The sequence below is a fragment of the Robertmurraya korlensis NBRC 107688 genome, assembly GCF_001591645.1.
In the GTDB taxonomy this organism is placed as follows: domain Bacteria; phylum Bacillota; class Bacilli; order Bacillales; family Cytobacillaceae; genus Robertmurraya_A.
Map to the genome: position 1 here is coordinate 38,322 of NZ_BCVH01000020.1, position 20,327 is coordinate 58,648.

The following is a 20,327-nucleotide window of genomic DNA, read 5'->3' on the forward strand; positions in this document are numbered from 1 at the left end:
ATAAGACAAAGTTTTCTTACTATTTTTTTAAAACGACAAAAAACACGCATAAATCCCTATTGCCATTCGACAAAAATCGATTTCTTTAAAAGCAAAAAAGGCACTAGAAGATAGACTCTAGTACCTTTTCGAAAAAACATTAAGCTTCTACTTCATTCTTCTCATAGATTGGAACCCATCCTTCAGTTGTTACGAAAATACGGATGGCAACAACCTTTCTATCCTCTTGAAGGGTAAAGTAATGTCTAACATTTGGAGGAACTGAAATAAGATCACCTGGATTCAAGAACACCTCAAAAAACTCTCCATTTAAACCTTGGATGATAAACACTCCGTGTCCACTAACAATAAAACGAACTTCATCGTCTGTGTGGTGATGCTCTTTTTGGAAATTGGTTAATAGCTGCTCTAGGTTAGGAGTATGTTCTGCAAGAGAAATTACATCCTGTGCTTGGTATCCACGTTTCTCTGAGATCTCAGCAATTTCAGTTGAGAATGCCGATAAGATTTCTGCTTTCTCTTCATCTGTTAAAATATATTTCTCTTGAAGATTGCTAGGGAGTTTTGTAATATCCCAATGCTCATAGATTACCTCTTGAGATTGTAAAAATGCTGCTACTTCTTTTTGATCTCTAATTTCTTCTTTTGTGCTTTGAAATACGATATGTGCCATTTTCTTAATACTCCTTTATATTTTATTTTTATAATCTAGAAGGCGTAGATGATAGCGAAATAGGAATTCAGATGCTTCTAGTAGTTTTTTTGCCTCGAATGCATTCTTACCCCAAACGGTTATTCCATGATTTCGGATTAACACAGCACCTTTATCTTCTTGTATATACTCACTGAATTCCTTTGCAAGTGTGGGAATATGAGCAGGATTACTGATAATTGGAATTCGGAGTACAGCATCCTCATCCCACAGATCAAAAGCTTTTATTAACTCCTGACCTGCAAAGACTACTTCACCTTTATCACCATATAATTCAGATATAATGTTATTATCAACGGTATGAACGTGTAAGCTACAACCCGCTGATGTTTTTTGGTATATTTCAACATGTAAGAGAGTTTCCGCAGAAGGCTTCAGATGTGTTTCATTTACCGGTTTACCATTGCCATCTACAAGTAAAAAATCTTCTGACGTCCTTTTTCTCTTATCCTTACCACTGGCTGTTACAAGGAATTGTAAAGGATCGTCATTAACTTTTATGGCCAAATTCCCGCTTGTTCCCATAAACCAATCACGCACAGCAAGCTCATCTTTCACGTCTGCAAGCTCTTCCCAACGTTCTGTTAACAAACTCATCCAATCAACTCCTCTACCTGCGACATATGCTTGATTACATCATAAAAAGTAACAAACTCTCGATAGTTTAAACCATACTCCTCTGATTTTTCTAATAGGAGCTCTCTTGCAATTACTAGATCCGCTTGTTTGGCTGCTTGTAGATCTGTTACAGAATCACCAATTACTACTTTATAGAAGTCTTCTTTAAGGCTACGAATAATACTTGGTTTGCAACATCCACAATCATTCTCACACTGCTCATCACAAGCATTAGGCCAAAGGATGTTTATATACTCTCCACTAAAATCAGCAACATTACAATAAACCCCTGCAAAAGGACCGTATGTCTCTAATATAGGATGAACAAAAAAATCAATTCCACCGCTCACTATATACAAAGGAATATTCTGTTCTTTCAAGAACTTTACAAAATCAGCAAATCCTTCACGTATTTTCACATTTTCAATCGCGTACGTGATGATTTCTTCTTTTTTAGAAGAAGGCAACAATGAAAAGAGCCTTCCTACGCCTTCTCGAATCGACATTCGTTCAGACAATATATCATCCTTTAAAAGCTCCCATTCAGGTGGGGCAAATTTTTTCATAATGGCAATTATATTATCCTTCTCGGTGATGGTGCCATCAAAATCACAGAATACAGCTATTTTCTTGCTCATGATTGTTTGGCCACCTCAGTAACTCCCCACAGTTCAATTGCTGTCGCTAGCTCAGGATATTGCTGTGAATTTTCTCTCAAAGGCAGCCCTTTTTGGCTTAACTCGATAGCTTGGCGGAAAGCCTGGCCTCCACCTCTCGCTCCAGCTGGATGGCCATGTACGCCACCTCCAGCATTAATCACACTATCCAAACCAAAATCTTGCAGTAAAAGTGGTACTAACCCAGGGTGAATACCTGCCGAAGGAACTGGGAAGCTTTTTCTCATAGGCTCTGAGTTATCTGTTAGCGCTTCAGCGATAGATAATGCTGCTTGCTTTTCAAGAGCTACCGAACCGTATGGAGATGGGAACAAAGATAAATCAGCACCAGCGTAACGCAATAATTTCCCTAGTAAAAGCGAATGAGATATCCCATAAACACTAGATGATGTTAAGGCACCACTTACAGCGGGATGTGCCATAATCGGAAGATCTACTCCTTCGTCTTCCCTTAGCTCTTGCAAAACATCTAGGCCATATGCAAATACATTAAATAATAGTAAGTCTGCACCTAGCTCTTTTGCTTTTTTGGCTTTTTCAATTAATTGTGATGTTCGGCCTGTTATGTTCACTGCATACAATGTACGATGGCCCGTCTCTTCATAAACCTGTTTCAACACTTCCCTGCCACCCGAAATCCTCTGTTCAAAAGGGGTTAAAGGGTTGTCAAAAAGAATCTCATCATCCTTTACAAAATCCACTCCACCCAATGCCTGTTCGCGTAATTGGCTGAAGAGGAAAGGTAGATCTCTACCAAGAATTCCTTTAAAAATACTCATCAATAACGGACGATCATACACACCAATCTTTTCTCTTAGGCCATCAATACCAAATTTAGGTCCAGGAAATGCCTGTATTAGTTCTTTTGAAAACTCAAGATCAAGTAGCTTAACCTTCCCGTCAAGAGAGAGCTTTCCAAACACAGTCGTTAAAATAGCTGGAAGATCTGGCGAGAAGTTATTTGAAGGATAAGCAATCTTTAACTTCGCTACCGTTTCATTTGTTTGATCATCTACGTATAATTTTTCTGTTGAAATAACCCTACCTTTGAATTTTTGTAATTGCTCTTGTTCAAGCTTTTGTAATTGGGTCCATGAACCAACTGTTAAGCCAAGCGCAATTTCCTCTGCTTTTTTCTCTGGGTTATGTTTGGCGTCATGCACCAAGTAAGTTGCGATAATCTCACTCATTTGCTTTCGTCCTTTCTCTCCAATACGCATACACATAAAAAACCTCTTCATGTCATCAGAAGAGGTTAGTATCGTAAACTAACATCTCCTTATCTATCAGCATTTGCTGCAAGAATTAGCACCGTGCTCACAAAAATTGTAAGTCGGTTGCCGGGCTTCATCGGGCTCGTCCCTCCACCTGCTCTTGATAAGAAAACGAATGTTTTCATTATGAAATTATTGTTATACTTCAATTGATTCTGATTATTCCAGAATTTATTTCGACTGTCAATACATTAACTAAAAATTTGGAGCTTTGAAATTCTTTCAACAGCTTCCTTTAAACGTGCCTCAGAAGTGAGTAGCCCTACACGGACATATCCTTCTCCCCACGTACCAAAACCAATTCCAGGAGCTACTGCAATATGTGCTTTCTCTAGTAACAGATCGGCAAATTGCTCGGATGTATAGCCGTTAGGCACCTTTAGCCATGCAAAAAACGATCCTTCGGGAGCAACTACTTTCCATCCCAATTCTTGAAGGCCCCCGATAAACACATCTCTTCTCGATTCATACAAAGCATTTAACTCATGTACACAAGCTTGTGACTCGGTCAACGCTGCAGCCGCCGCTTCTTGAACAGCTCCAAAAAGACTAACATATAGATGGTCTTGCAACAAATTCAGAGCAGAAATGACACTCTCATTCCCAACCGCGAAGCCGACTCTCCAACCTGCCATATTAAACGTCTTTGATAATGTATAAATTTCTATTCCTACATCCTTTGCACCTTCTGCCTGTAGGAAGCTAATTGGTTTGTGGCCATTAAAGCCAATGGCTCCGTAAGCAAAATCATGCACAACACATATCCCATGATTTTTTGCAAGAGTGACTGTATTCTCAAAAAACCCCTTATTTGCTATTGCACCTGTCGGGTTATTCGGATAATTTAAGAACATAAGCTTCGCTTTTTCAAGGTCGCTCTTGGATAGTTCCGTATAGTCTGGAAGAAATTGATTTTCCTCTTTTAATGGCATTGTAATCATTTCTGCCTGTGCTAGGGCCACACCTGACCAATAGTCCGGATAACCGGGATCTGGGACAAGAATATGTTCACCTGAATTTAATAGGCATTGTGGGATCTCAACAAGACCTGCTTTTCCTCCGAAAAGGATAGCCACTTCTTTCTCTGGATCGATATCCACATTATATTCTCTTTTATAAAATGCTGCTGCAGCCTCTTTTAATGATGCAAAGCCTTGGAAGGGAGAGTATTTGTGATTATTCGGGTTCTCAGCTGCAATTTGCAATGCTTTTACAATATGTGCGGGTGTCGGCTGATCAGGATTTCCTTGTCCCAAGTTTATGACATCATGCCCATCACTAATTTGTTTATTTACTTTTGCTACAAGTGAAGCGAAGAATTGTTTGGGTAAGCTTTTTAATAATTTTGATTGAGGAAATATCATCATTTTTTCACCTACTTTAGATAATTCGGGTAATCGACAATTTTATATTGAAAAACTAGTCACAAATGTATATCGTAAATGACAACTTGTAAAGTAGTTTTACAATTTTTTTTTAGAAAGGTGGATTCTTATGAAGGTTTCTTGTATTCAGATGGACATAAGCTTTGGAAATGTAGAAGAAAACTTTCAAAAAGCTGAGAGATTAATAAAGTCGGCTATGGCTGAAAATCCTGACTTAGTCGTACTTCCAGAGTTATGGACGACAGGTTATGATTTAACTCGCCTTGACGTTCTAGCAGACGTGGAAGCAAAAAAGAGTATTGAGTTTTTGCAGAAATTAGCTAAACAACATCAGGTACACATAGTTGGTGGGTCTGTTGCCTCCAGGGAGAACAATGGTGTCTATAACACACTCCTCGTCATAAATAATGAAGGGGAACTCGTATCCACATATAGTAAGGCTCATCTTTTTAAGCTGATGAACGAGCATGAACATCTTCAATCTGGAAGTACAAAAGGATTATTTGAACTTAACAATAAACTTTTTGCAGGATTGATATGCTATGACATTCGCTTTCCCGAATGGATTCGTGCTCATACGACAGAAGGTGCAGAGACAATCGTTATTGTGGCTGAATGGCCTCTCCCTCGTTTGAACCATTGGAGGTCATTATTAATTGCAAGAGCAATTGAAAATCAATGTTATGTCATAGCCTGTAATCGTTCTGGATCAGATCCTGACAACGTATTTGCTGGACATTCGATGATTATTAATCCTTGGGGAGAAGTCATTGCTGAAGGAGACGAACTTGAATCAATTGTTACAGGCGAAATTGATTTGACAGAAGTGAAGAAAGTCCGAAATACCATTCCTATTTTTTCAGATCGACGGACAGACTTATATTAAAAACTGTTGACAACTTTAACACTATGCTGATATGATTCTCATCAGTGAATATTAACTGAAAATTACATCTCTTATCAAGAGTAGGCAGAGGGATTTGGCCCGATGAAGCCCAGCAACCGACCGTAATACCATTGTGAAATGGGGCGCTAAAACGAAAGCGCCGGAGTAATCCGTAAGGCACGGTGCTAATTCCAACAGAAAGAATTTCCTTTCTGGTAGATAAGAGGTTTGTTGACTAAAGCCTCAAACCTCTTTCTAGTAGAAAGAGGTTTTTTTATGCAATAGGAGGATAATCATTATGTCAACAGTAGTAAAAGAAACCTATCAACCACTAACAGAAGAAACAGCTATCTTACTAGCAAAAGAGAGAAATTTATTCCCTGAAACTAGTACTCTATCGTGTACCGAAATAGGAGATGGAAACTTAAATTTAGTTTTTCATATTAAAGATCAAGCTGGAAATGGAATCATTATTAAACAAGCACTTCCCTATGCAAAAGTAGTAGGAGAGTCTTGGCCACTCACATTACAACGAGCAACCATTGAGGCTGAGGCATTAAAACTTTTTAAGAAGCATGCTCCTGAATTTGTTCCTGAAGTGTATTATACGAATGAAACATTAGCCATAACGATTATGGAGGATCTTTCCCATCTAACTATTGCTAGAAAAGGGTTAATTGATGGAAACGAATATCCATTGCTATCAAGCCACCTTGGAACATACCTAGCCAATACCACCTTTTTCACATCGGAGTTCGGCTTGGATAAGGGACAAAAGAAAGAGCTTGTTGGAAAGTTTATTAACCCGGAATTATGTAAAATTACAGAGGACCTTATATTCTCAGATCCTTATTTTGATGCTGAGACAAATGATTTTGAACCACAGCTTACTTCAGAGGTTGAAAAACTATGGAATGATACAGAGTTAAAACTTCAAGTGGCGTTACTAAGAAAAAGCTTTTTAACAGAGGCTGAGGCCCTTTTACATGGGGATCTTCATACAGGAAGCTTATTTGTTTCGAAAGAAGAAACAAAAGTAATTGACCCGGAATTTGCCTACTTTGGTCCAGTAGGTTTTGATATTGGTCAAGTGATAGCCAATTTATTGTTTCAAGCAATTGCCTTCCAAGAAAAGTCCGAGGCGGTATACTCTCAAGTAAGAACATTTTGGAATGTGTATCAGAACCAATTTTCCGTACTCTGGGAAAATGACAATTTGGAACCATTTTCAAAAGTTAACGGTTTCCTTTCTCACACTCTACAAAAATACTTTCAAGATGCAATCGGATTTGCTGGTTGCGAACTTATTAGAAGAACCATTGGTCTTGCCCATGTCGCAGACTTAGATGGTCTTTCGGACGAAAAAGAGCGAATCGCAGCAAAAGGAAAGACATTAGCGTTAGGCAGAGAACTAATTCTCAAGCGTAATGAGTTCACATCCATTGAAGAGTTAGTTACATTTTTACAAACAAAAAAATACGAGTAGATGATTCTCTACTCGGAAACTTTCTATTGTTTAAAGCCAGCTCCTTCTAAAGTAAGGAGCTTTTCCTTTATATCTGTTCGGGTTCCTGCATAGCCAGTTAATTTCATATTCTTCCCAATCACTCTATGGCATGGAATGATAATAGGAAGCTTGTTCGCTTTATTCGCCTGTCCAATCGCGCGAACTGCTTTACTATTTCCAATCTTTTCTGCTACTTCCTGATAACTATACGTAGTCCCAAATGGAATGGAATAAAGAACCTTCCAAACAGATGTTTGAAATTCGGTACCTTCCATCTGAAGTGGCAAATCAAAGCGCTTTCTTCTATTTGAGAAATAGTCTTCCATTTGCTGAACTGCCTCTTCTACCAATTCATTATCTTGGGAAAAGATAGGTTTCTTGCCCCGCTCGTGCTTCTGAAAATCCTCATCACCAATGTGAACGGCTGAAACCAGATCATTTTCGATTACTATATAGATAGTCCCTAGCTCAGATTCCACTGTTCCATAGAATCTATTCATAAATTATACCACCTTTATTTTTCGACTGGTAAATACACATGAAATACCGTTCCTTTTCCGACTTCACTTTCGACTTTAATCGTTCCCTCATGCTCCTCGATAATCCGGTAAGAAACCATAAGCCCTAGACCAGTTCCCCTTTCCTTAGTCGTATAGAAAGGCTGACCGAGTTTTTTTAGTTTTTCCTCAGGTATACCATATCCCTCATCCCTTATTGAGATATGTATCCGATTATCTGTTGTTTGTTTCATTGTAATAGTGATAAATCCACCGGTTGGCATGACCTCTATGCCATTTTTAATCATATTAATAAAAACCTTTTTCAGTTGATTAGGCTCACATATTAATGTTGGTAAGTCATCATCATAATGAAGGAGGAATTGAACATTGTATAAAACTGCTTGTGCGCTTAATAGATTTACAGTTTCGGACATAATCTGAGTAATACTATGCTCCACAAATTTAATCGCTTGTGGTTTGGCTAAAATTAAAAACTCATTTATAATCGCGTCAATCCGATTCAACTCTGTTGAAATCACCTCAAAATACATGGGATGCTTTCCTTCACTTGAGTCCTCTAAAAGCTGAATAAAACCTTTCAACGCAGTCATGGGATTACGAATTTCATGTGCAACTCCAGCTGCTAGCTGACCAATTACACTAAGAGTATCAGATTTATGAAGGTTCGCCTCCATTTCTAGCTTTTCCGTTACATCCCTAAATGTAGTCAAGCTAAGGTGACTAACTACATTTTGTTTGGTGGAATACTCATAATGCAATGTCTTCCCACTTCTTGTTTTTAAGGTTAAAGTACCTGTTGCGTGTCCTTCCATCATGACATTTTTCATAACCTCATTTAGCTCTTCATCTGAAAAATGACTATTTAATAACAATTCACGCATTGTTTTTCCGACAACTTGATATTTGGTTGCTTTTAAGTACTTTTCACCAGCAGGATTTACATCAATTATTCTTTGATTCTCATCCCATAATAGCATCCCATCAAGAGAGCCTTGAAAAATTCTACGAAATTTTTGCTCACTTTCTCTTAGCTTTTTTTCCATTTGGTACCGTTCCGTCACATTTCTAAAAATGGTCATATGATAGTCACCGACTATATATAGCTTGGTAGAAAACTCAAGATATTTCATTTGACCATTGTACATTTGAAAAAGCAATTCGTCTCGAATGGAACCTTTTTTGTATAACTCCTGTTTGGCGGAATGATACTTTTCGTCCTTTTCGTACACGAATGTATCAATGGGATAACGTTTTAATATATCAAGGCTGCACTCAAATAAGCGACACGCTGCATCATTAGCGTCAATAACTGTCTTATTTTCATTCCAGAAAATGATTGCATCTAGAGATTCTACAAAAAATGATTTAAAGAGATGCTCCATTTGTATTCCAGTATCATTTTTCACCATATGCTCTATCCGTACTTTCTCCTTACCTACATTAGAAATGAACGTATTCACGATATCTCTCCTTATAAAGGAACTTCTTCATTATGAATTCTACACTATTCCTAAAACTCCTCTATAGGAAAAAAGAACGCTTTCTAGTAAGAGTAATAATTTGTATTCGACTCTAAAAATAAAGGGAGCAAAGTGAGTTCCCCACTTTGCTCCTGCCTATTATAAAAATGGATTTTCGTGCTTCGCCTTCAGACGTTGCCATCTCGCTTCTATTTCATTACCAAAATCATTTAGCATTGGTTTATTTTCTTCCTTCAGTAGGTGTTTTGTTTTACCCATGTAGGCTAACCAATCCGATAAAGGAATACGTTTTTTCTTATCTTCTGGATTGTAGGTAATCGTCGTTTCCCCTTGTTCCACTTCGTATAGAGGGAAGAAACATGAGTTTACTGCCGCTTCCATAATGGTTTGACCAAATCTTTCCTCAGACTTCCAGTTTAATGGGCAGGTAATTAAAATCTTTCCGTAAACCGTTCCCACGTTTTGGGCATACCACTGAGCTTTTGCCGCCTTTTTAATTAAGTCTTGTGGAAATGCTTCTGTCCCAGTAAACACATACGGTATATTTGTGGAAGCCATTATTTGAGCGGTATCTTTGTGATGGAATGCCTTTCCTTGCTGAGCTTTCCCTACGTTTGTTGTACTCGTCATATGCCCCAATGGAGTAGAATAAGACATTTGCGATCCCGTATTCATATACCCTTCATTATCATACTCAAGCATAATCAGCTTATGGTTTCTCAAAGCTGTTCCAATCGCAGAACCCATACCAATGTCCATTCCGCCATCACCTGTAATCATAACGTACGTGACATCGTCAGAAACCGGTACTTCTCCTCTTTCCTTCAGCTCCAAAAATGCTTCTAGGGTTCCTGATAGAGTGGCAGGACCATTTTGAAATAAATTATGGATCATCGTTTGCTTATGTGATGAATGTGGATACGCAGTCGTTACAACATACGCACAGCCTGTTTGGAATAAAACAACCACATCTCCCTCTATCCCTTTAAAGAATAGCTCTAGTCCAGGGAAGATCCCACATCCAGGACATGCACCATGACCTGATGCTAAACGCTTTGGCTTTGTCGTCAATGCTCGTAAAGGCGGAATTTTTACCTTTAGTTTATTTGTTTCTTCATCTTGCTTGACTTCTATTAAACCTGTTTTGTATGCATCTCCATACTGAGGTTCAATAACTGGTTTCATTACATTTTCAACTTCGCCAGGAACATGACCATAATAATCAAATGCCTTCTCCACATATCCTTTTTCCTTAGCCTCTATGGCAAGCTCAAAGAATTTCGCTGCATCATCCGCGTAAAAATCCTTGCCACCAAGTCCAAAAACACGACTTAATACAAGTGTTTGATTTTCTTTATCCTCCTGTAAGGCAGATTTCACCTCATGAGTAAGGTTTGGCCCGTTTGCTCCATATGAATCTGCACGCTCCCCAACTAAGAGTGCTTTTACATTTTTCAGTGCATCACGAATTTGTTCAGAAGGGAAAGGACGAATGATATTTGGGCTGATCACTCCAGCTTTGATTCCTTTAGCACGAAGCTGGTCTACTACATCCTTTGCAGATTCTGCCGCAGAATTTAATAAGAACAAAGCAACTTCCGCATCCCCCATGCCGTACAAGTCAAGAACTGGATATTCTCTACCAGATATCTTTTTGTACTGCTCTGCTACCTCTTTATATACGTCGCCAGCTGCATACATAGCTTCTGATTGCTGGAAATGGTTGTTTAATAGATCGTCACCATTCATATGAGCACCGATAGTGACAGGCTTTTTTGGATCACGAGCAACATGATAGTCAGTTGGACATTCACCTACAAAGTTCTGTACCACTTTGCGGTCCTTAAAGTAGTTCACCTTCCGCTTCTGATGCGAAGTAAAGAAACCATCATAAGCAACGATAACCGGTAATCTTACTTTTGAGTCCTCCGCTATTTTTAAAGCCATGATGTTCATATCGTATACCGCTTGAGGGGTTCTTGCAGTTAATATCACCCATCCTGTATTTAAAGCAAAATATAAATCAGAGTGATCTCCTCTTATGTCTAGAGGACCACTAATAGATCTAGTAACTAGATTCATTACCATCGGGAATCTTGTACCAGATTGAACAGGTAGCTGTTCAAGCATATACATTAGCCCATTTGCACTTGTTGCATTAAATACACGTGCACCTGTAACAGCCGCTCCGTAGCAAATACCAGCAGATCCATGCTCACCATCAGCTGCAATCAATTTAATATTATGCTCTCCACGAGCTTTCATTTGATCTAAATACTGTGCCACCTCTGTTGAGGGAGTAATAGGAAAATAACCCATTAAATGATAGTTGATTTGAGCAGCTGCCATAGCTGCCATTTCATTTCCAGATTCAAACGTAGCTAATTGTTCAGGTAAACCCATCGCCTGTAATTCTTTTTCTAAAGTTGCCATTACCCTTCACTCCCTACAAATGGAAAGTATTGTTTTATTGAATGTTTTTTTGCGTAACCAATCACTTCTCGAAGGTCATTTAATGCATCTGTTGGGCATGCTTCCACACACTTCAAGCAGCCTTTACAATATTGATAGTCAATACCTTTCAGGAAGGTCTGTTTACGGCCTCGTTTATCTTCTCCTTCTTCCCAAACAAAGCAGTAGTCCGGACACACAGTATCACAAGCAGCACAACTGATACATTTTTCTTGGTGGAATTCTGGAATAAACCCTTGTCTAGAGCCACTTAAATCCTTCAGGATACTATTTGCTTGCGAAATCATGACTCCCCCAATAGCCTGTGTTTGATATCCAAGCTGTGGCACGGGTCTTGTAAATGCTCTACCTTCTGCATGTTCTGGTACCTCGTAAGTTTTGAACTGCACTTCATTATAACCACGATCAAATGTACGAATGTTCGGTTCAACCAAGTGAGGATATTTCTTTTCAAACGTTTTTCGAATAACATCGCGCATAGTATCAGGATTTAAAAAACTACAAATACGGAATAAGGCACCTAGCATAGCAGTATTTACTTTTGTTCTTTCTTCAACGGCAATACTAAGTGCATCAACGATGGCCAGCGTACCATATGTGAGTTTCAAGTCTTTTTTCACTTCATCAAAATCTCTAGTTGAATTAACCAATACAATACCGTCGCCTGTTAAACCGCTTACGACATCAACAGTTTTATATAAAGCCTCGTGAAAAACCCCGATTACATGAGGCTGTTCAATCGGGCTATGATCTCTAATTTCTACCTCAGCATCGCAAAATCGGATAAAGCTCTTAACTGGTGAGCCTTTCTTTTCTGATCCATAAGAGGAAAAATTCGAACCATTTAACCCGTGTCCAAGAACCCCAGACTCAGCTAGCATTTTCCCAGCTAGGTTCGCACCTAATCCCCCAATGGATTCCAATCGTATTTCAAAAAAACCCAACTCATTTTTAACCGGTAAAATCGACATAAGCTCCCCCCAAAACGAAATGTAATTGTTTAAATTTTAAGGCAATGATCCATTTTTAGCTGTGATAAATATCAAACAATCGAACTTTTTTTATGAAACAGCCATTTTTTTTTATGATTTCTCCTTTAATATCAAGTCAACCCAGTTATATAACAGTTTATTTTTTGTACTAAAACAGGGAGGGGTGAAATAACAAAAAGTGTCAGGTTTTATGACTAGATAAAAAGGGTAACTAGTAGTAGAATTTCAGAGGAGGATAAAATGAAAAAACGAGACTACTACTTTGATAATGCAAAATTTATTTTGATGTTTTTTGTTGTGTTTGGTCATCTGATCCAATCATTCATTCAAGACCACCATACGGTCTATACTTTATATAAAGCTATTTACACCTTTCATATGCCGGCTTTCATTCTTATTTCGGGCTACTTTGCTAAAGGCTTTCAGAAGGAAGGCTATTTACGGAAAATTTCCTTTAAATTAATCATCCCTTATTTAATTTTCCAGTTAATCTATTCAGTTTTCTATTTCTTTTTGGATTCTAAAAAGACTTTTGTGGTAGACCCATTTGATCCCCATTGGTCTCTTTGGTTCTTAATAAGTCTGTTCTTTTGGAATCTATTCTTATTTATTTTTACTATGGTTAATAGGAAAACTGCCCTTACATTGGCAGTTATACTGAGTCTCCTTGTTGGATATGTGGATTGGATGACAAATTATTTAAGTCTATCAAGGACCTTTGTCTTTTTCCCACTCTTTTTAATTGGCTTTTATTTAAAGAAGGAGCATTTTAAAGTTCTAACAACTGGACCGTACCGAATAGCGTCACTTGTTCTATTTACTATCGTCTTCACTGGGTTTTATATAGTACCTGATATGAACTATCAATGGTTATTTGGATCAAAGCCTTATGAAGCGTTAGGAGCAGAAATTTATACAGCTCCTGTGATGAGATTTGGACTTCTCTTGCTTAGTACTTTGTTGGTTCTAGCCTTTTTCTCACTCATTCCAAAGCGTCAGTTATTCTTCACTCCTTTTGGGAAAAATACGCTTTACGTCTATTTGCTACACGGATTTATTGTTCAGCCTTTCCGCCATAGCGAATTACAGAATTATTTTTACAATATAGAAACCTTCTTTTTGCTTCTATTACTATCATTTGTCATTACCGTGCTGTTATCTAGCAAGCTTTTTACGACCTTTGCCCAGCCATTAATAGAACTGAAGGTGTCACGTATCAAGCAATATTTCGCAAGATTTCAGAAATATATAGAAAAAAGGAAGCTCAGTCATTAAGACTACGGCTTCCTTTTTTTCTATGCATATGTATGTTAGGTTTTCCCTTCTCTATATTTGGAGAAACTATGATAAAATAGAATGATTGCATAAAAGAAATACAAAGGAGCACACGATGAAAGTTATTGCAGCAACACTTAACGCAAAATTTATTCATACCAATATAGCTATTCGTTATTTAAAAGCTTATGCTGAACCTGAATTTCAAGTCGATCTTTCTGAATATACAATCAAGGATCCAACAATGAATATAGTCACTGACCTTGTCCAAAGAAAGCCAGATGTAATTGGATTTAGCTGTTATATATGGAATATTGAAGAAACAATAAAAGTCATTAGTATGATTAAGAAAATCAATCCTTCCATCCAAATTGTTGTAGGTGGACCCGAAGTAACATATGATGTGATGGAATGGATGGAAAAAGTACCTCAATTTGATTTTATTGTTATTGGTGAAGGAGAAGAAACATTTAAAAATCTCCTACAACAGCTAAACTCTGAGAAAGATTATCGACATGTGGCTGGAATTTCCTATCGTACCGGAACAGGGGAAATCAAACTAAATCCACAGCGTCATAAGCTTGATTTACGTGAGCTTCCTTCCCCATACCGTTTTGAAGAGGATATAAAACACCTAGGAAAACGAGTGTCGTATATTGAAACTAGCCGTGGATGTCCTTTCAGTTGTCAATTTTGCCTTTCTTCTATTGAAGTAGGAGTACGTTATTTTGATCGTGAAAAGATTAAGGAAGATATACGTTATTTAATGAAAAATGGGGCAAAAACGATTAAGTTTGTTGACCGTACCTTTAACATTAGTCGTAGCTATGCTCTAGAAATGTTCCGTTTTCTTATAGACGAACATTTACCTGGAACAGTCTTTCAATTCGAAATTACCGCTGATATCATGCGTCCAGAGGTTATTGAATTTTTAAACCAAGAAGCACCTCCAGGCTTATTCCGCTTTGAAATTGGTGTTCAATCTACAAATGATTATACAAATGAACTTGTGATGAGAAAACAAAACTTTGAAAAGCTTACCCGTACTGTAACGATGGTTAAAGAAGGAAAAAAGATTGATCAGCATCTTGATTTAATCGCGGGTTTGCCTGAAGAAGATTACGATACATTTAAAAGGACATTTAATGATGTATTTGAGATGAGACCGGAGGAGCTCCAACTTGGATTCTTAAAAATGCTCAGAGGGACTGGCTTGCGCTTACGTGCTGCAGATCATCAATACATTTATATGGATCAGTCTCCATATGAAATACTAGGTAATAATGTCTTATCCTTTGATGATATTATTAGAATCAAACAGGTTGAGGATGTACTAGAAAAGTATTGGAATGATCATCGCATGGACCATACGATTGAATATTTAGTTACGAACTCTTTCTCCTCTCCTTTTGAATTTTTCCAACAATTTGGGTCTTATTGGGAAGATAGAGGTTGGTCTAGGATAGGTCACCAGCTTGAGGATTTATATAAGCGACTGTTTGAATTTATCGAAACAATCAATCTCCCTGACCGGGATATCATCTTAAGCTTAATGAAGATAGATTATTTGGAGAATGCCAAATTCAAACCACGAAAGTCTTGGTGGGAAGATCGGCTTCAGAAGGATGAGAGATCTGCTCTATACCACTTGTTCCTAGAAGAGCCTCGCATGTTAGGAGAAGATTTCGCTGCTTTAGGTATTAAAGAGAAGGAGCTTTACAAGCATTCTATTGTAGAGGAGCTTTCTTTTGACTATCCAGAATACATGGAAACAGGAGTATTTTTACCGGGGAAAACTAGTCTGTTAGCTTATTTTGAACCTACTAAACAACAATCGCTATTATTCGGTACAAAAAATAATAAATAAGGAGGGCTTTCAAAGCCCCTCCTTATTTTTTTTTGTCTTTCTTATTGTCCTTCTTCTTTTCAGCGTTCATGAGTGGAACCTCATAATGTTTTGCTGCGTTGATATCACCAAATTCACTTCCAAATTCGACATTTGGTGTTGATTTTTGCTTTTTCATTATGATCTTCCTTTTCTTCCTTGTTTAGAATTTCTGTTAAAGCCCTTCATGGTGTCTTCACCTGCAGTAAATTCTGCTGAAAATTCGGATTCATTTACATTTTTCTTAGGGGTTTTGCTATATTTCACAGCAGCATCTCGCTCTGCTTTTCTTTTTGCCATTATTCATTCCTCCTTAGTGGAACTACATATATTTTTTACTCTTCTTTCTTATTTCACTCTTCCTTATTTTGTCTCCATTTACTACTTATAAAAAACCACTGAAAACAAACTATAAAAGAAAAAGGAATGAATGCTATGACCAAAAAGAAAAAGAACATGGAAGAAAACTACTCAATTGATGGGACACTGCCTCATCAAATCAATTCTCCTGACTTTAAAGGAACAGGGATGGTTATTGAACCACCATTTATTAACTCTCAAGGAGTTGTAATCGGAGATAGCCATTATTCATCACCTAACTCCCCTTTAGAGCAATGGAGCGAGGATACAGACCCAGCAATTATGTCTGGAGACGAATGGGTACATCCGACCAATGATATTGGTTGGAATACAAGTGAAAATCGAGACCTTGTAGAAAGTAAGAAAAAACCGAAGGGATATCCTTTCATGCATCCCACTAAGGATGTTAGTCACGGAAAAGATTAATAACACTTCCCTAAAATAAGAAAACTTACCACTTATGTAATGAAGTAAATGCTTGCATACTACACATACAGAGATGTTCCTCTGTGATTACTAAAAAGGAGTTGAGAATATGTCAAGAAATAGCAACAAGCTTTTAGTTCCAGGCGTGGAGCAGTTTTTAGATCAAGTTAAATACGAAATCGCGCAAGAATTTGGCGTTACGTTAAGCGGAGATACAGTTTCCAGAGGTAATGGTTCAGTTGGTGGAGAAATTACAAAGCGACTTGTTAAACAAGCACAATCACAAATGTCAGGTCGTAACTTTTAAAAACTTCATATAAATGGCAAAAAGCCTCCGCATTATTTGCGAGGCTTTTCTTCTTTATTTCCATGAACTTGCTTATTCTTTACTTCTTGTTTTTGTATTGAGTTACCATTTTGTTTTGCTGTTTGGTTTAGTTCTTTTTTTTGCTGCCCAGGATTGCTTTTATTCGAGTTACCATTCCCAGGATTTTGCTCAGTTGAACCATCCTTTTGAGCATTTGGGTTGGCATGTTCATTCCCGTTATTATTCGTTACAGGTGTACTTCCTGAATTGTTCTCTGGAATAGTTACACTCGGAACTGGTGTTTCTACGGATGTCTCCTGTTCCTTTAAGCTATCCGTTTGCTTCTCTTTTGCCTTCTCTTTTGCTTTCTGAGCTTTGTATTTACCTACTGAAACACCCTTATCTTTTGCTTCTTTTCTTTCTTCAGCAGTTGCCTTCACATCTTCAATTTCTACTGTCGTTTCTTCTTTTAGAGAAATAATCACTTGTTCAAGCTTTTCATCTATTTTCTTTTCATTAGTTCCAGCATATACCGTTCCCACGACAATTCCTTGCGATACAGAGTCTTCGTTGTCAACGTTAGCTAGGATCTCAGATGATACTTTCTCAACCTGTGTATTTTTCCAATCAATGTTTGCAATAATTTCTTTTCCACTCTCGTCATAAGCTACCACATCAATAACTTCTAGGTCTTTATTAACAGCAAGTTCAATGCTTGATTCTCCATCAATCGACATATACGCATAAACTTCGTTATCCACTCTAGATGGAAGGAAAGTAAATAATAGAAGAAGAGAAGCTACAACAAGGATTCCTGCAGTTTTTTTATGAAAAACCTTGCTCCATCCATTAAAGAAACTTTCTTTCTCAACCGGAACAAAGGAGATTTCTTGTCCTATTTGGTAATTTCTACTTTGATTACGCGCTTTTAAAAATTCACCTTCGGGGGTTAATAATGTTAAAAAACGATCATTAACTTCCATTATGATTCCTTGTTTCACGTTTCCAACACCCCTTTAACATAATCCTGTAAATATAGATAGTCATTCATTAAAATAAGAGCTATTGCTATAATATATTTTCGATTCCGCTCAATCGTCTTCCTGCTAACACTTACTGAATCCTCAATTTGTTTGATTGGGAGTCTCTTTTTCTCTACTAAAATTTGCTTGATTTCTTCATTAGAAACGATTTCCTTAGCAACCAGCATGGCATTTTTTCTTGCATCCGCATGCTTTGGAGAGTTCTCTACTAAGTCATTAAAAGTTAAATCAAATTCTGTCAAAAGCTTTGAAAAATGCATAATTTCTTGTCTTCTTAACTCTTCATCTGTTTGTTTATGGTACTCCTCAAGCGACATACTTGCTTCAAGACTTGACTGTGCAATCTCTTCGTCACTTTCCTCAAATCCATTTGCATCCAGAGAAAGATTTTGGTGCTTGATTTGCTGCCGGATATAATCAATCACTCGTCTTTTTATGATAACCTCTGCAAAACTAAGTAGGGAGCTGCCTTTATCTGAACTATATTTTTGTATCGCTTCATTAAATGCAATTAACCCAATGCTAAATTCATCGTCTGTTTCACTAATATATCTTTTACAAACGGAAGATACCGCTTTTGCAATAAAGGGTTTATATTGATGAATGAGCTCATTTTGAAGTCCTTGATCTCCATTTTGAATGGCAAAAACAGTCTCTTCTAGTGTGCGTTTTTTCTTTTTTGGTAAGAATAATAAACCTAACAACAGCTTCACCTCACTTATCACCATATATCATACGATACTTTGTTGGGATTTTTAAGGGTAAGCTATTGGAAAAAAGAGAGCCATTCAAAAAAATGGCCTCTTTTTATGAAAAAATGTTAGTTCTTACCGTTTCCTTTTTGTTCACTCGTATTTGATTTTTGCTGATTATTTGACTTATTTCCTTGCTGCTTTTCAGCTTTTTTCTCCTGCTTTACTTCTTGCTTTTCAGCTTTCTTTTGAGCTTGATCAACCTTCACTTGATTCGTTACTTTAGCAGCAGCAGCAGGAGCAGGAGTCGTTACTGCCTCAGTATTTTCTTCGATAACTTCTTCCTCAGTAGTTGTTTCATCTGCTACTGTTACATCTGTTTCTTCAGTTGTTGTTTTATCTTCCGTTTCAACCGGAGTCACTTCTTCACTATCTTCTTCAGAAGCTTTCTTTTCAAGCTTAGCCATTTTTTTAGCTAGTTTTGCATAACTCTTTTCAATATTCTTTTGTAGAGCTGCTTTAGCCACAGGATTTTTTACTTTTTCCATTGCCGCTGTGAGTGCAATAATATTTTGAGAAATTTGTTCTTTAACCTCTTCTGTTTCTTCAACTACTTCCTCATCATTCTCAATAATTTCAATCGTAGCATCTACATCTTCTTCCGTTGCTTCTGTAGTGTTAGTCTCTTCTTCGGTTGCATCTTCAGTTGCTTCTTCGGTATTTTCACTTACCGTCTCTTCAGCAATTGAAATATTTTCTAACGCTTCCTCCATCACAGCTAATGCCTCTTCCTCTAGACCTGCTGAGAATAGAGCTTCCGCTTCTGCTAATCTTTCCGTTGCAAATTCTGCAAGTAACTTTGCTTCCTTTACATCATCAAAAGTTAGAATTAACTGGATTTTTTCTAACGCAGTTTTTGCAAAATAGAAGAAATCTCCTGGTAACAGCTTTGGCTCCTCTACTTTATCTGTATTTTCATCAACGAGTGCGTCATCTAAAGAAATAACTTCCTCGTTCGTATTTGTTTCTTCACTTGTTATTGTTTCTTCAACCACTTGCGACTCACTGTTCTCATTTTCTTCTGCTAATGCAGTTGATGCTGTTAATGAAAGTGAACCTGCTAAAACAAAAGCAAAGGCACCTTTAGTAATCTTATTAAGATCGAAAATAGTATGTTTGTTCATCTCATTCACCTCAGTCGTATTGTAAGAAGCGGCCGCTATCTTCTAGTCACTAAATACCTACGAGTAACTACTGAGTGCTTTGGGGGTAAAAAAAGAAAAACAAAAAAAAAGTTCTAACAAAAAAGTTAGAACTTCACTTTTGGCACCCTTGCTCTTAAAATTATGTATCTGATTATAAAACCAATAAGCAAACCAGGAACCAAAAAAATCATCGGGAGAAAGATTGGACCAAACATGACACCAAAGATCTTTACTTTTTTTGAAAGCATCAATCCAACCGTCACAAAATATGCTCCGAAGGCAAAAGGGAGATAAGAATATTCCTCCGTTTCTGGCATAGCGTGTCGATAGGCATCCCACATCGCAAACATATAAAGACAAGGGTAAAACATTAGCCATTGATAATTAAGTACTGCAAATGCTCGATCAATCTCCCATAAAAAACTTAACATAATGGCTTCATTAAAGTTACTCATTACATTTACTACAAACTCTAAGAGTACAAATAGTACCCCTTTCACGTAGCTTCCCCTAAGAAGCTGACTAAACCCAGGCAGCGCAACACTCCACAATACAGCTTCTAATTTCCCTTGTTTTTTCATTCTAATCACCAGCTAATTTTCATTACCT

Annotated in this window: 21 protein-coding genes and 2 riboswitches; of the genes, 6 read left to right on the top strand and 15 right to left on the bottom strand. The window is 37.5% G+C overall.

What is annotated here, in order from left to right; translation table 11 throughout:
* Positions 1-139: 139 nt before the first annotated feature.
* The 5 genes from BKO01S_RS19290 to BKO01S_RS19310 all read right to left on the bottom strand — a co-directional run bounded on the left by BKO01S_RS19290 (position 140) and on the right by BKO01S_RS19310 (position 4,648).
* Positions 140-673, bottom strand: coding sequence for a 1,2-dihydroxy-3-keto-5-methylthiopentene dioxygenase (locus BKO01S_RS19290; RefSeq protein ID WP_066058175.1), 534 nt, complete (start codon positions 671-673; stop codon positions 140-142).
* Positions 674-688: 15 nt separating this feature from the next.
* Entirely contained in the window at positions 689-1,309 is a 621-nt protein-coding gene (locus BKO01S_RS19295; RefSeq protein ID WP_066058178.1) for a methylthioribulose 1-phosphate dehydratase, read from the bottom strand.
* Positions 1,306-1,968, bottom strand: a complete 663-nt coding sequence (locus BKO01S_RS19300; RefSeq protein WP_066058181.1) for a 2-hydroxy-3-keto-5-methylthiopentenyl-1-phosphate phosphatase — start codon at positions 1,966-1,968, stop codon at positions 1,306-1,308. The genes BKO01S_RS19295 and BKO01S_RS19300 overlap by 4 nt, the downstream gene beginning before the upstream one ends.
* Positions 1,965-3,197 carry a 2,3-diketo-5-methylthiopentyl-1-phosphate enolase gene (locus tag BKO01S_RS19305; RefSeq protein WP_066058266.1) on the bottom strand — a complete coding sequence of 411 codons (1,233 nt, stop codon included), beginning with the start codon at positions 3,195-3,197 and terminating at the stop codon, positions 1,965-1,967. Before BKO01S_RS19305 ends, BKO01S_RS19300 begins: the two co-directional genes overlap by 4 nt.
* An 86-nt stretch (positions 3,198-3,283) precedes the next feature.
* A riboswitch (SAM riboswitch) is annotated at positions 3,284-3,391 on the bottom strand.
* A gap of 81 nt (positions 3,392-3,472) precedes the next feature.
* Positions 3,473-4,648 (bottom strand): pyridoxal phosphate-dependent aminotransferase, encoded by a 1,176-nt coding sequence (locus tag BKO01S_RS19310; protein WP_066058184.1) that lies wholly within the window; start codon positions 4,646-4,648, stop codon positions 3,473-3,475.
* Positions 4,649-4,769: 121 nt separating this feature from the next.
* Between BKO01S_RS19310 and BKO01S_RS19315 the strand changes: the two genes are divergently transcribed.
* On the top strand, positions 4,770-5,552 hold the full coding sequence (locus BKO01S_RS19315; RefSeq protein WP_066058187.1) for a carbon-nitrogen family hydrolase: 783 nt from the start codon (positions 4,770-4,772) through the stop codon (positions 5,550-5,552).
* 68 nt (positions 5,553-5,620) lie between these two features.
* A riboswitch (SAM riboswitch) is annotated at positions 5,621-5,778 on the top strand.
* Positions 5,779-5,850: 72 nt separating this feature from the next.
* Entirely contained in the window at positions 5,851-7,038 is a 1,188-nt protein-coding gene (gene mtnK / locus BKO01S_RS19320; RefSeq protein WP_066058191.1) for an S-methyl-5-thioribose kinase, read from the top strand.
* A gap of 23 nt (positions 7,039-7,061) precedes the next feature.
* Here mtnK and BKO01S_RS19325 read toward each other — a convergent pair whose 3' ends face one another.
* From BKO01S_RS19325 to BKO01S_RS19340, 4 genes are all read right to left on the bottom strand, one after another.
* Positions 7,062-7,559 carry a methylated-DNA--[protein]-cysteine S-methyltransferase gene (locus BKO01S_RS19325; RefSeq protein WP_066058194.1) on the bottom strand — a complete coding sequence of 166 codons (498 nt, stop codon included), beginning with the start codon at positions 7,557-7,559 and terminating at the stop codon, positions 7,062-7,064.
* Positions 7,560-7,573: 14 nt separating this feature from the next.
* Entirely contained in the window at positions 7,574-9,040 is a 1,467-nt protein-coding gene (locus BKO01S_RS19330) for a PAS domain-containing sensor histidine kinase (RefSeq protein ID WP_232311284.1), read from the bottom strand.
* A gap of 159 nt (positions 9,041-9,199) precedes the next feature.
* Positions 9,200-11,494: a thiamine pyrophosphate-dependent enzyme gene (locus tag BKO01S_RS19335; protein ID WP_066058200.1), complete on the bottom strand. Its 2,295-nt coding sequence runs from the start codon at positions 11,492-11,494 to the stop codon at positions 9,200-9,202.
* On the bottom strand, positions 11,494-12,504 hold the full coding sequence (locus BKO01S_RS19340) for a 2-oxoacid:acceptor oxidoreductase family protein (protein ID WP_066058203.1): 1,011 nt from the start codon (positions 12,502-12,504) through the stop codon (positions 11,494-11,496). Before BKO01S_RS19340 ends, BKO01S_RS19335 begins: the two co-directional genes overlap by 1 nt.
* Positions 12,505-12,765: 261 nt before the next feature.
* Here BKO01S_RS19340 and BKO01S_RS19345 point away from each other — a divergent pair, with 261 nt between their 5' ends.
* Together BKO01S_RS19345 and BKO01S_RS19350 are read left to right on the top strand one after the other, a co-directional pair.
* The gene (locus tag BKO01S_RS19345) at positions 12,766-13,800 is read left to right on the top strand and encodes an acyltransferase family protein (RefSeq protein ID WP_066058206.1); all 1,035 of its coding nucleotides are present in this window, start codon (positions 12,766-12,768) and stop codon (positions 13,798-13,800) included.
* 115 nt (positions 13,801-13,915) lie between these two features.
* Complete coding sequence (locus BKO01S_RS19350; RefSeq protein WP_066058209.1) at positions 13,916-15,667, top strand: B12-binding domain-containing radical SAM protein; 1,752 nt, start codon at positions 13,916-13,918, stop codon at positions 15,665-15,667.
* A gap of 22 nt (positions 15,668-15,689) precedes the next feature.
* On the opposite strand, the gene ykzE is transcribed toward BKO01S_RS19350, so the two are convergent.
* Positions 15,690-15,824, bottom strand: a complete 135-nt coding sequence (gene ykzE / locus BKO01S_RS25075) for a protein YkzE (RefSeq protein WP_269748558.1) — start codon at positions 15,822-15,824, stop codon at positions 15,690-15,692.
* Entirely contained in the window at positions 15,824-15,985 is a 162-nt protein-coding gene (gene ykzP / locus BKO01S_RS24700; RefSeq protein WP_198158853.1) for a protein YkzP, read from the bottom strand. The genes ykzE and ykzP overlap by 1 nt, the downstream gene beginning before the upstream one ends.
* A 135-nt stretch (positions 15,986-16,120) precedes the next feature.
* Between ykzP and BKO01S_RS19355 the strand changes: the two genes are divergently transcribed.
* Positions 16,121-16,471, top strand: coding sequence for a DUF3905 domain-containing protein (locus tag BKO01S_RS19355; RefSeq protein WP_066058212.1), 351 nt, complete (start codon positions 16,121-16,123; stop codon positions 16,469-16,471).
* A gap of 109 nt (positions 16,472-16,580) precedes the next feature.
* Complete coding sequence (locus BKO01S_RS19360) at positions 16,581-16,778, top strand: alpha/beta-type small acid-soluble spore protein (protein WP_066058215.1); 198 nt, start codon at positions 16,581-16,583, stop codon at positions 16,776-16,778.
* Between the two features lie 32 nt (positions 16,779-16,810).
* On the opposite strand, the gene BKO01S_RS19365 is transcribed toward BKO01S_RS19360, so the two are convergent.
* From BKO01S_RS19365 to BKO01S_RS19380, 4 genes are all read right to left on the bottom strand, one after another.
* Positions 16,811-17,779 (bottom strand): anti-sigma factor domain-containing protein, encoded by a 969-nt coding sequence (locus tag BKO01S_RS19365; RefSeq protein WP_066058219.1) that lies wholly within the window; start codon positions 17,777-17,779, stop codon positions 16,811-16,813.
* Positions 17,776-18,534 carry an RNA polymerase sigma factor SigI gene (gene sigI / locus BKO01S_RS19370; protein ID WP_232311285.1) on the bottom strand — a complete coding sequence of 253 codons (759 nt, stop codon included), beginning with the start codon at positions 18,532-18,534 and terminating at the stop codon, positions 17,776-17,778. Before sigI ends, BKO01S_RS19365 begins: the two co-directional genes overlap by 4 nt.
* A gap of 107 nt (positions 18,535-18,641) precedes the next feature.
* Positions 18,642-19,697, bottom strand: a complete 1,056-nt coding sequence (locus BKO01S_RS19375) for a DUF5667 domain-containing protein (protein ID WP_066058225.1) — start codon at positions 19,695-19,697, stop codon at positions 18,642-18,644.
* 125 nt (positions 19,698-19,822) lie between these two features.
* Complete coding sequence (locus BKO01S_RS19380) at positions 19,823-20,299, bottom strand: hypothetical protein (RefSeq protein WP_066058228.1); 477 nt, start codon at positions 20,297-20,299, stop codon at positions 19,823-19,825.
* Between the last annotated feature and the right edge of the window lie 28 nt (positions 20,300-20,327).

What these genes read in the sequence shown, in the direction of transcription:
- BKO01S_RS19290 (WP_066058175.1), bottom strand. Translation starts at nt 673, where the DNA reads ATGGCACATATCGTATTTCAAAGCACAAAAGAAGAAATTAGAGATCAA.
- BKO01S_RS19295 (WP_066058178.1), bottom strand. Translation starts at nt 1,309, where the DNA reads ATGAGTTTGTTAACAGAACGTTGGGAAGAGCTTGCAGACGTGAAAGAT.
- BKO01S_RS19300 (WP_066058181.1), bottom strand. Translation starts at nt 1,968, where the DNA reads ATGAGCAAGAAAATAGCTGTATTCTGTGATTTTGATGGCACCATCACC.
- BKO01S_RS19305 (WP_066058266.1), bottom strand. Translation starts at nt 3,197, where the DNA reads ATGAGTGAGATTATCGCAACTTACTTGGTGCATGACGCCAAACATAAC.
- BKO01S_RS19310 (WP_066058184.1), bottom strand. Translation starts at nt 4,648, where the DNA reads ATGATGATATTTCCTCAATCAAAATTATTAAAAAGCTTACCCAAACAA.
- mtnK (WP_066058191.1), top strand. Translation starts at nt 5,851, where the DNA reads ATGTCAACAGTAGTAAAAGAAACCTATCAACCACTAACAGAAGAAACA.
- BKO01S_RS19325 (WP_066058194.1), bottom strand. Translation starts at nt 7,559, where the DNA reads ATGAATAGATTCTATGGAACAGTGGAATCTGAGCTAGGGACTATCTAT.
- BKO01S_RS19335 (WP_066058200.1), bottom strand. Translation starts at nt 11,494, where the DNA reads ATGGCAACTTTAGAAAAAGAATTACAGGCGATGGGTTTACCTGAACAA.
- BKO01S_RS19340 (WP_066058203.1), bottom strand. Translation starts at nt 12,504, where the DNA reads ATGTCGATTTTACCGGTTAAAAATGAGTTGGGTTTTTTTGAAATACGA.
- BKO01S_RS19345 (WP_066058206.1), top strand. Translation starts at nt 12,766, where the DNA reads ATGAAAAAACGAGACTACTACTTTGATAATGCAAAATTTATTTTGATG.
- BKO01S_RS19350 (WP_066058209.1), top strand. Translation starts at nt 13,916, where the DNA reads ATGAAAGTTATTGCAGCAACACTTAACGCAAAATTTATTCATACCAAT.
- ykzE (WP_269748558.1), bottom strand. Translation starts at nt 15,824, where the DNA reads ATGAAAAAGCAAAAATCAACACCAAATGTCGAATTTGGAAGTGAATTT.
- ykzP (WP_198158853.1), bottom strand. Translation starts at nt 15,985, where the DNA reads ATGGCAAAAAGAAAAGCAGAGCGAGATGCTGCTGTGAAATATAGCAAA.
- BKO01S_RS19355 (WP_066058212.1), top strand. Translation starts at nt 16,121, where the DNA reads ATGACCAAAAAGAAAAAGAACATGGAAGAAAACTACTCAATTGATGGG.
- BKO01S_RS19360 (WP_066058215.1), top strand. Translation starts at nt 16,581, where the DNA reads ATGTCAAGAAATAGCAACAAGCTTTTAGTTCCAGGCGTGGAGCAGTTT.
- BKO01S_RS19375 (WP_066058225.1), bottom strand. Translation starts at nt 19,697, where the DNA reads ATGAACAAACATACTATTTTCGATCTTAATAAGATTACTAAAGGTGCC.
- BKO01S_RS19380 (WP_066058228.1), bottom strand. Translation starts at nt 20,299, where the DNA reads ATGAAAAAACAAGGGAAATTAGAAGCTGTATTGTGGAGTGTTGCGCTG.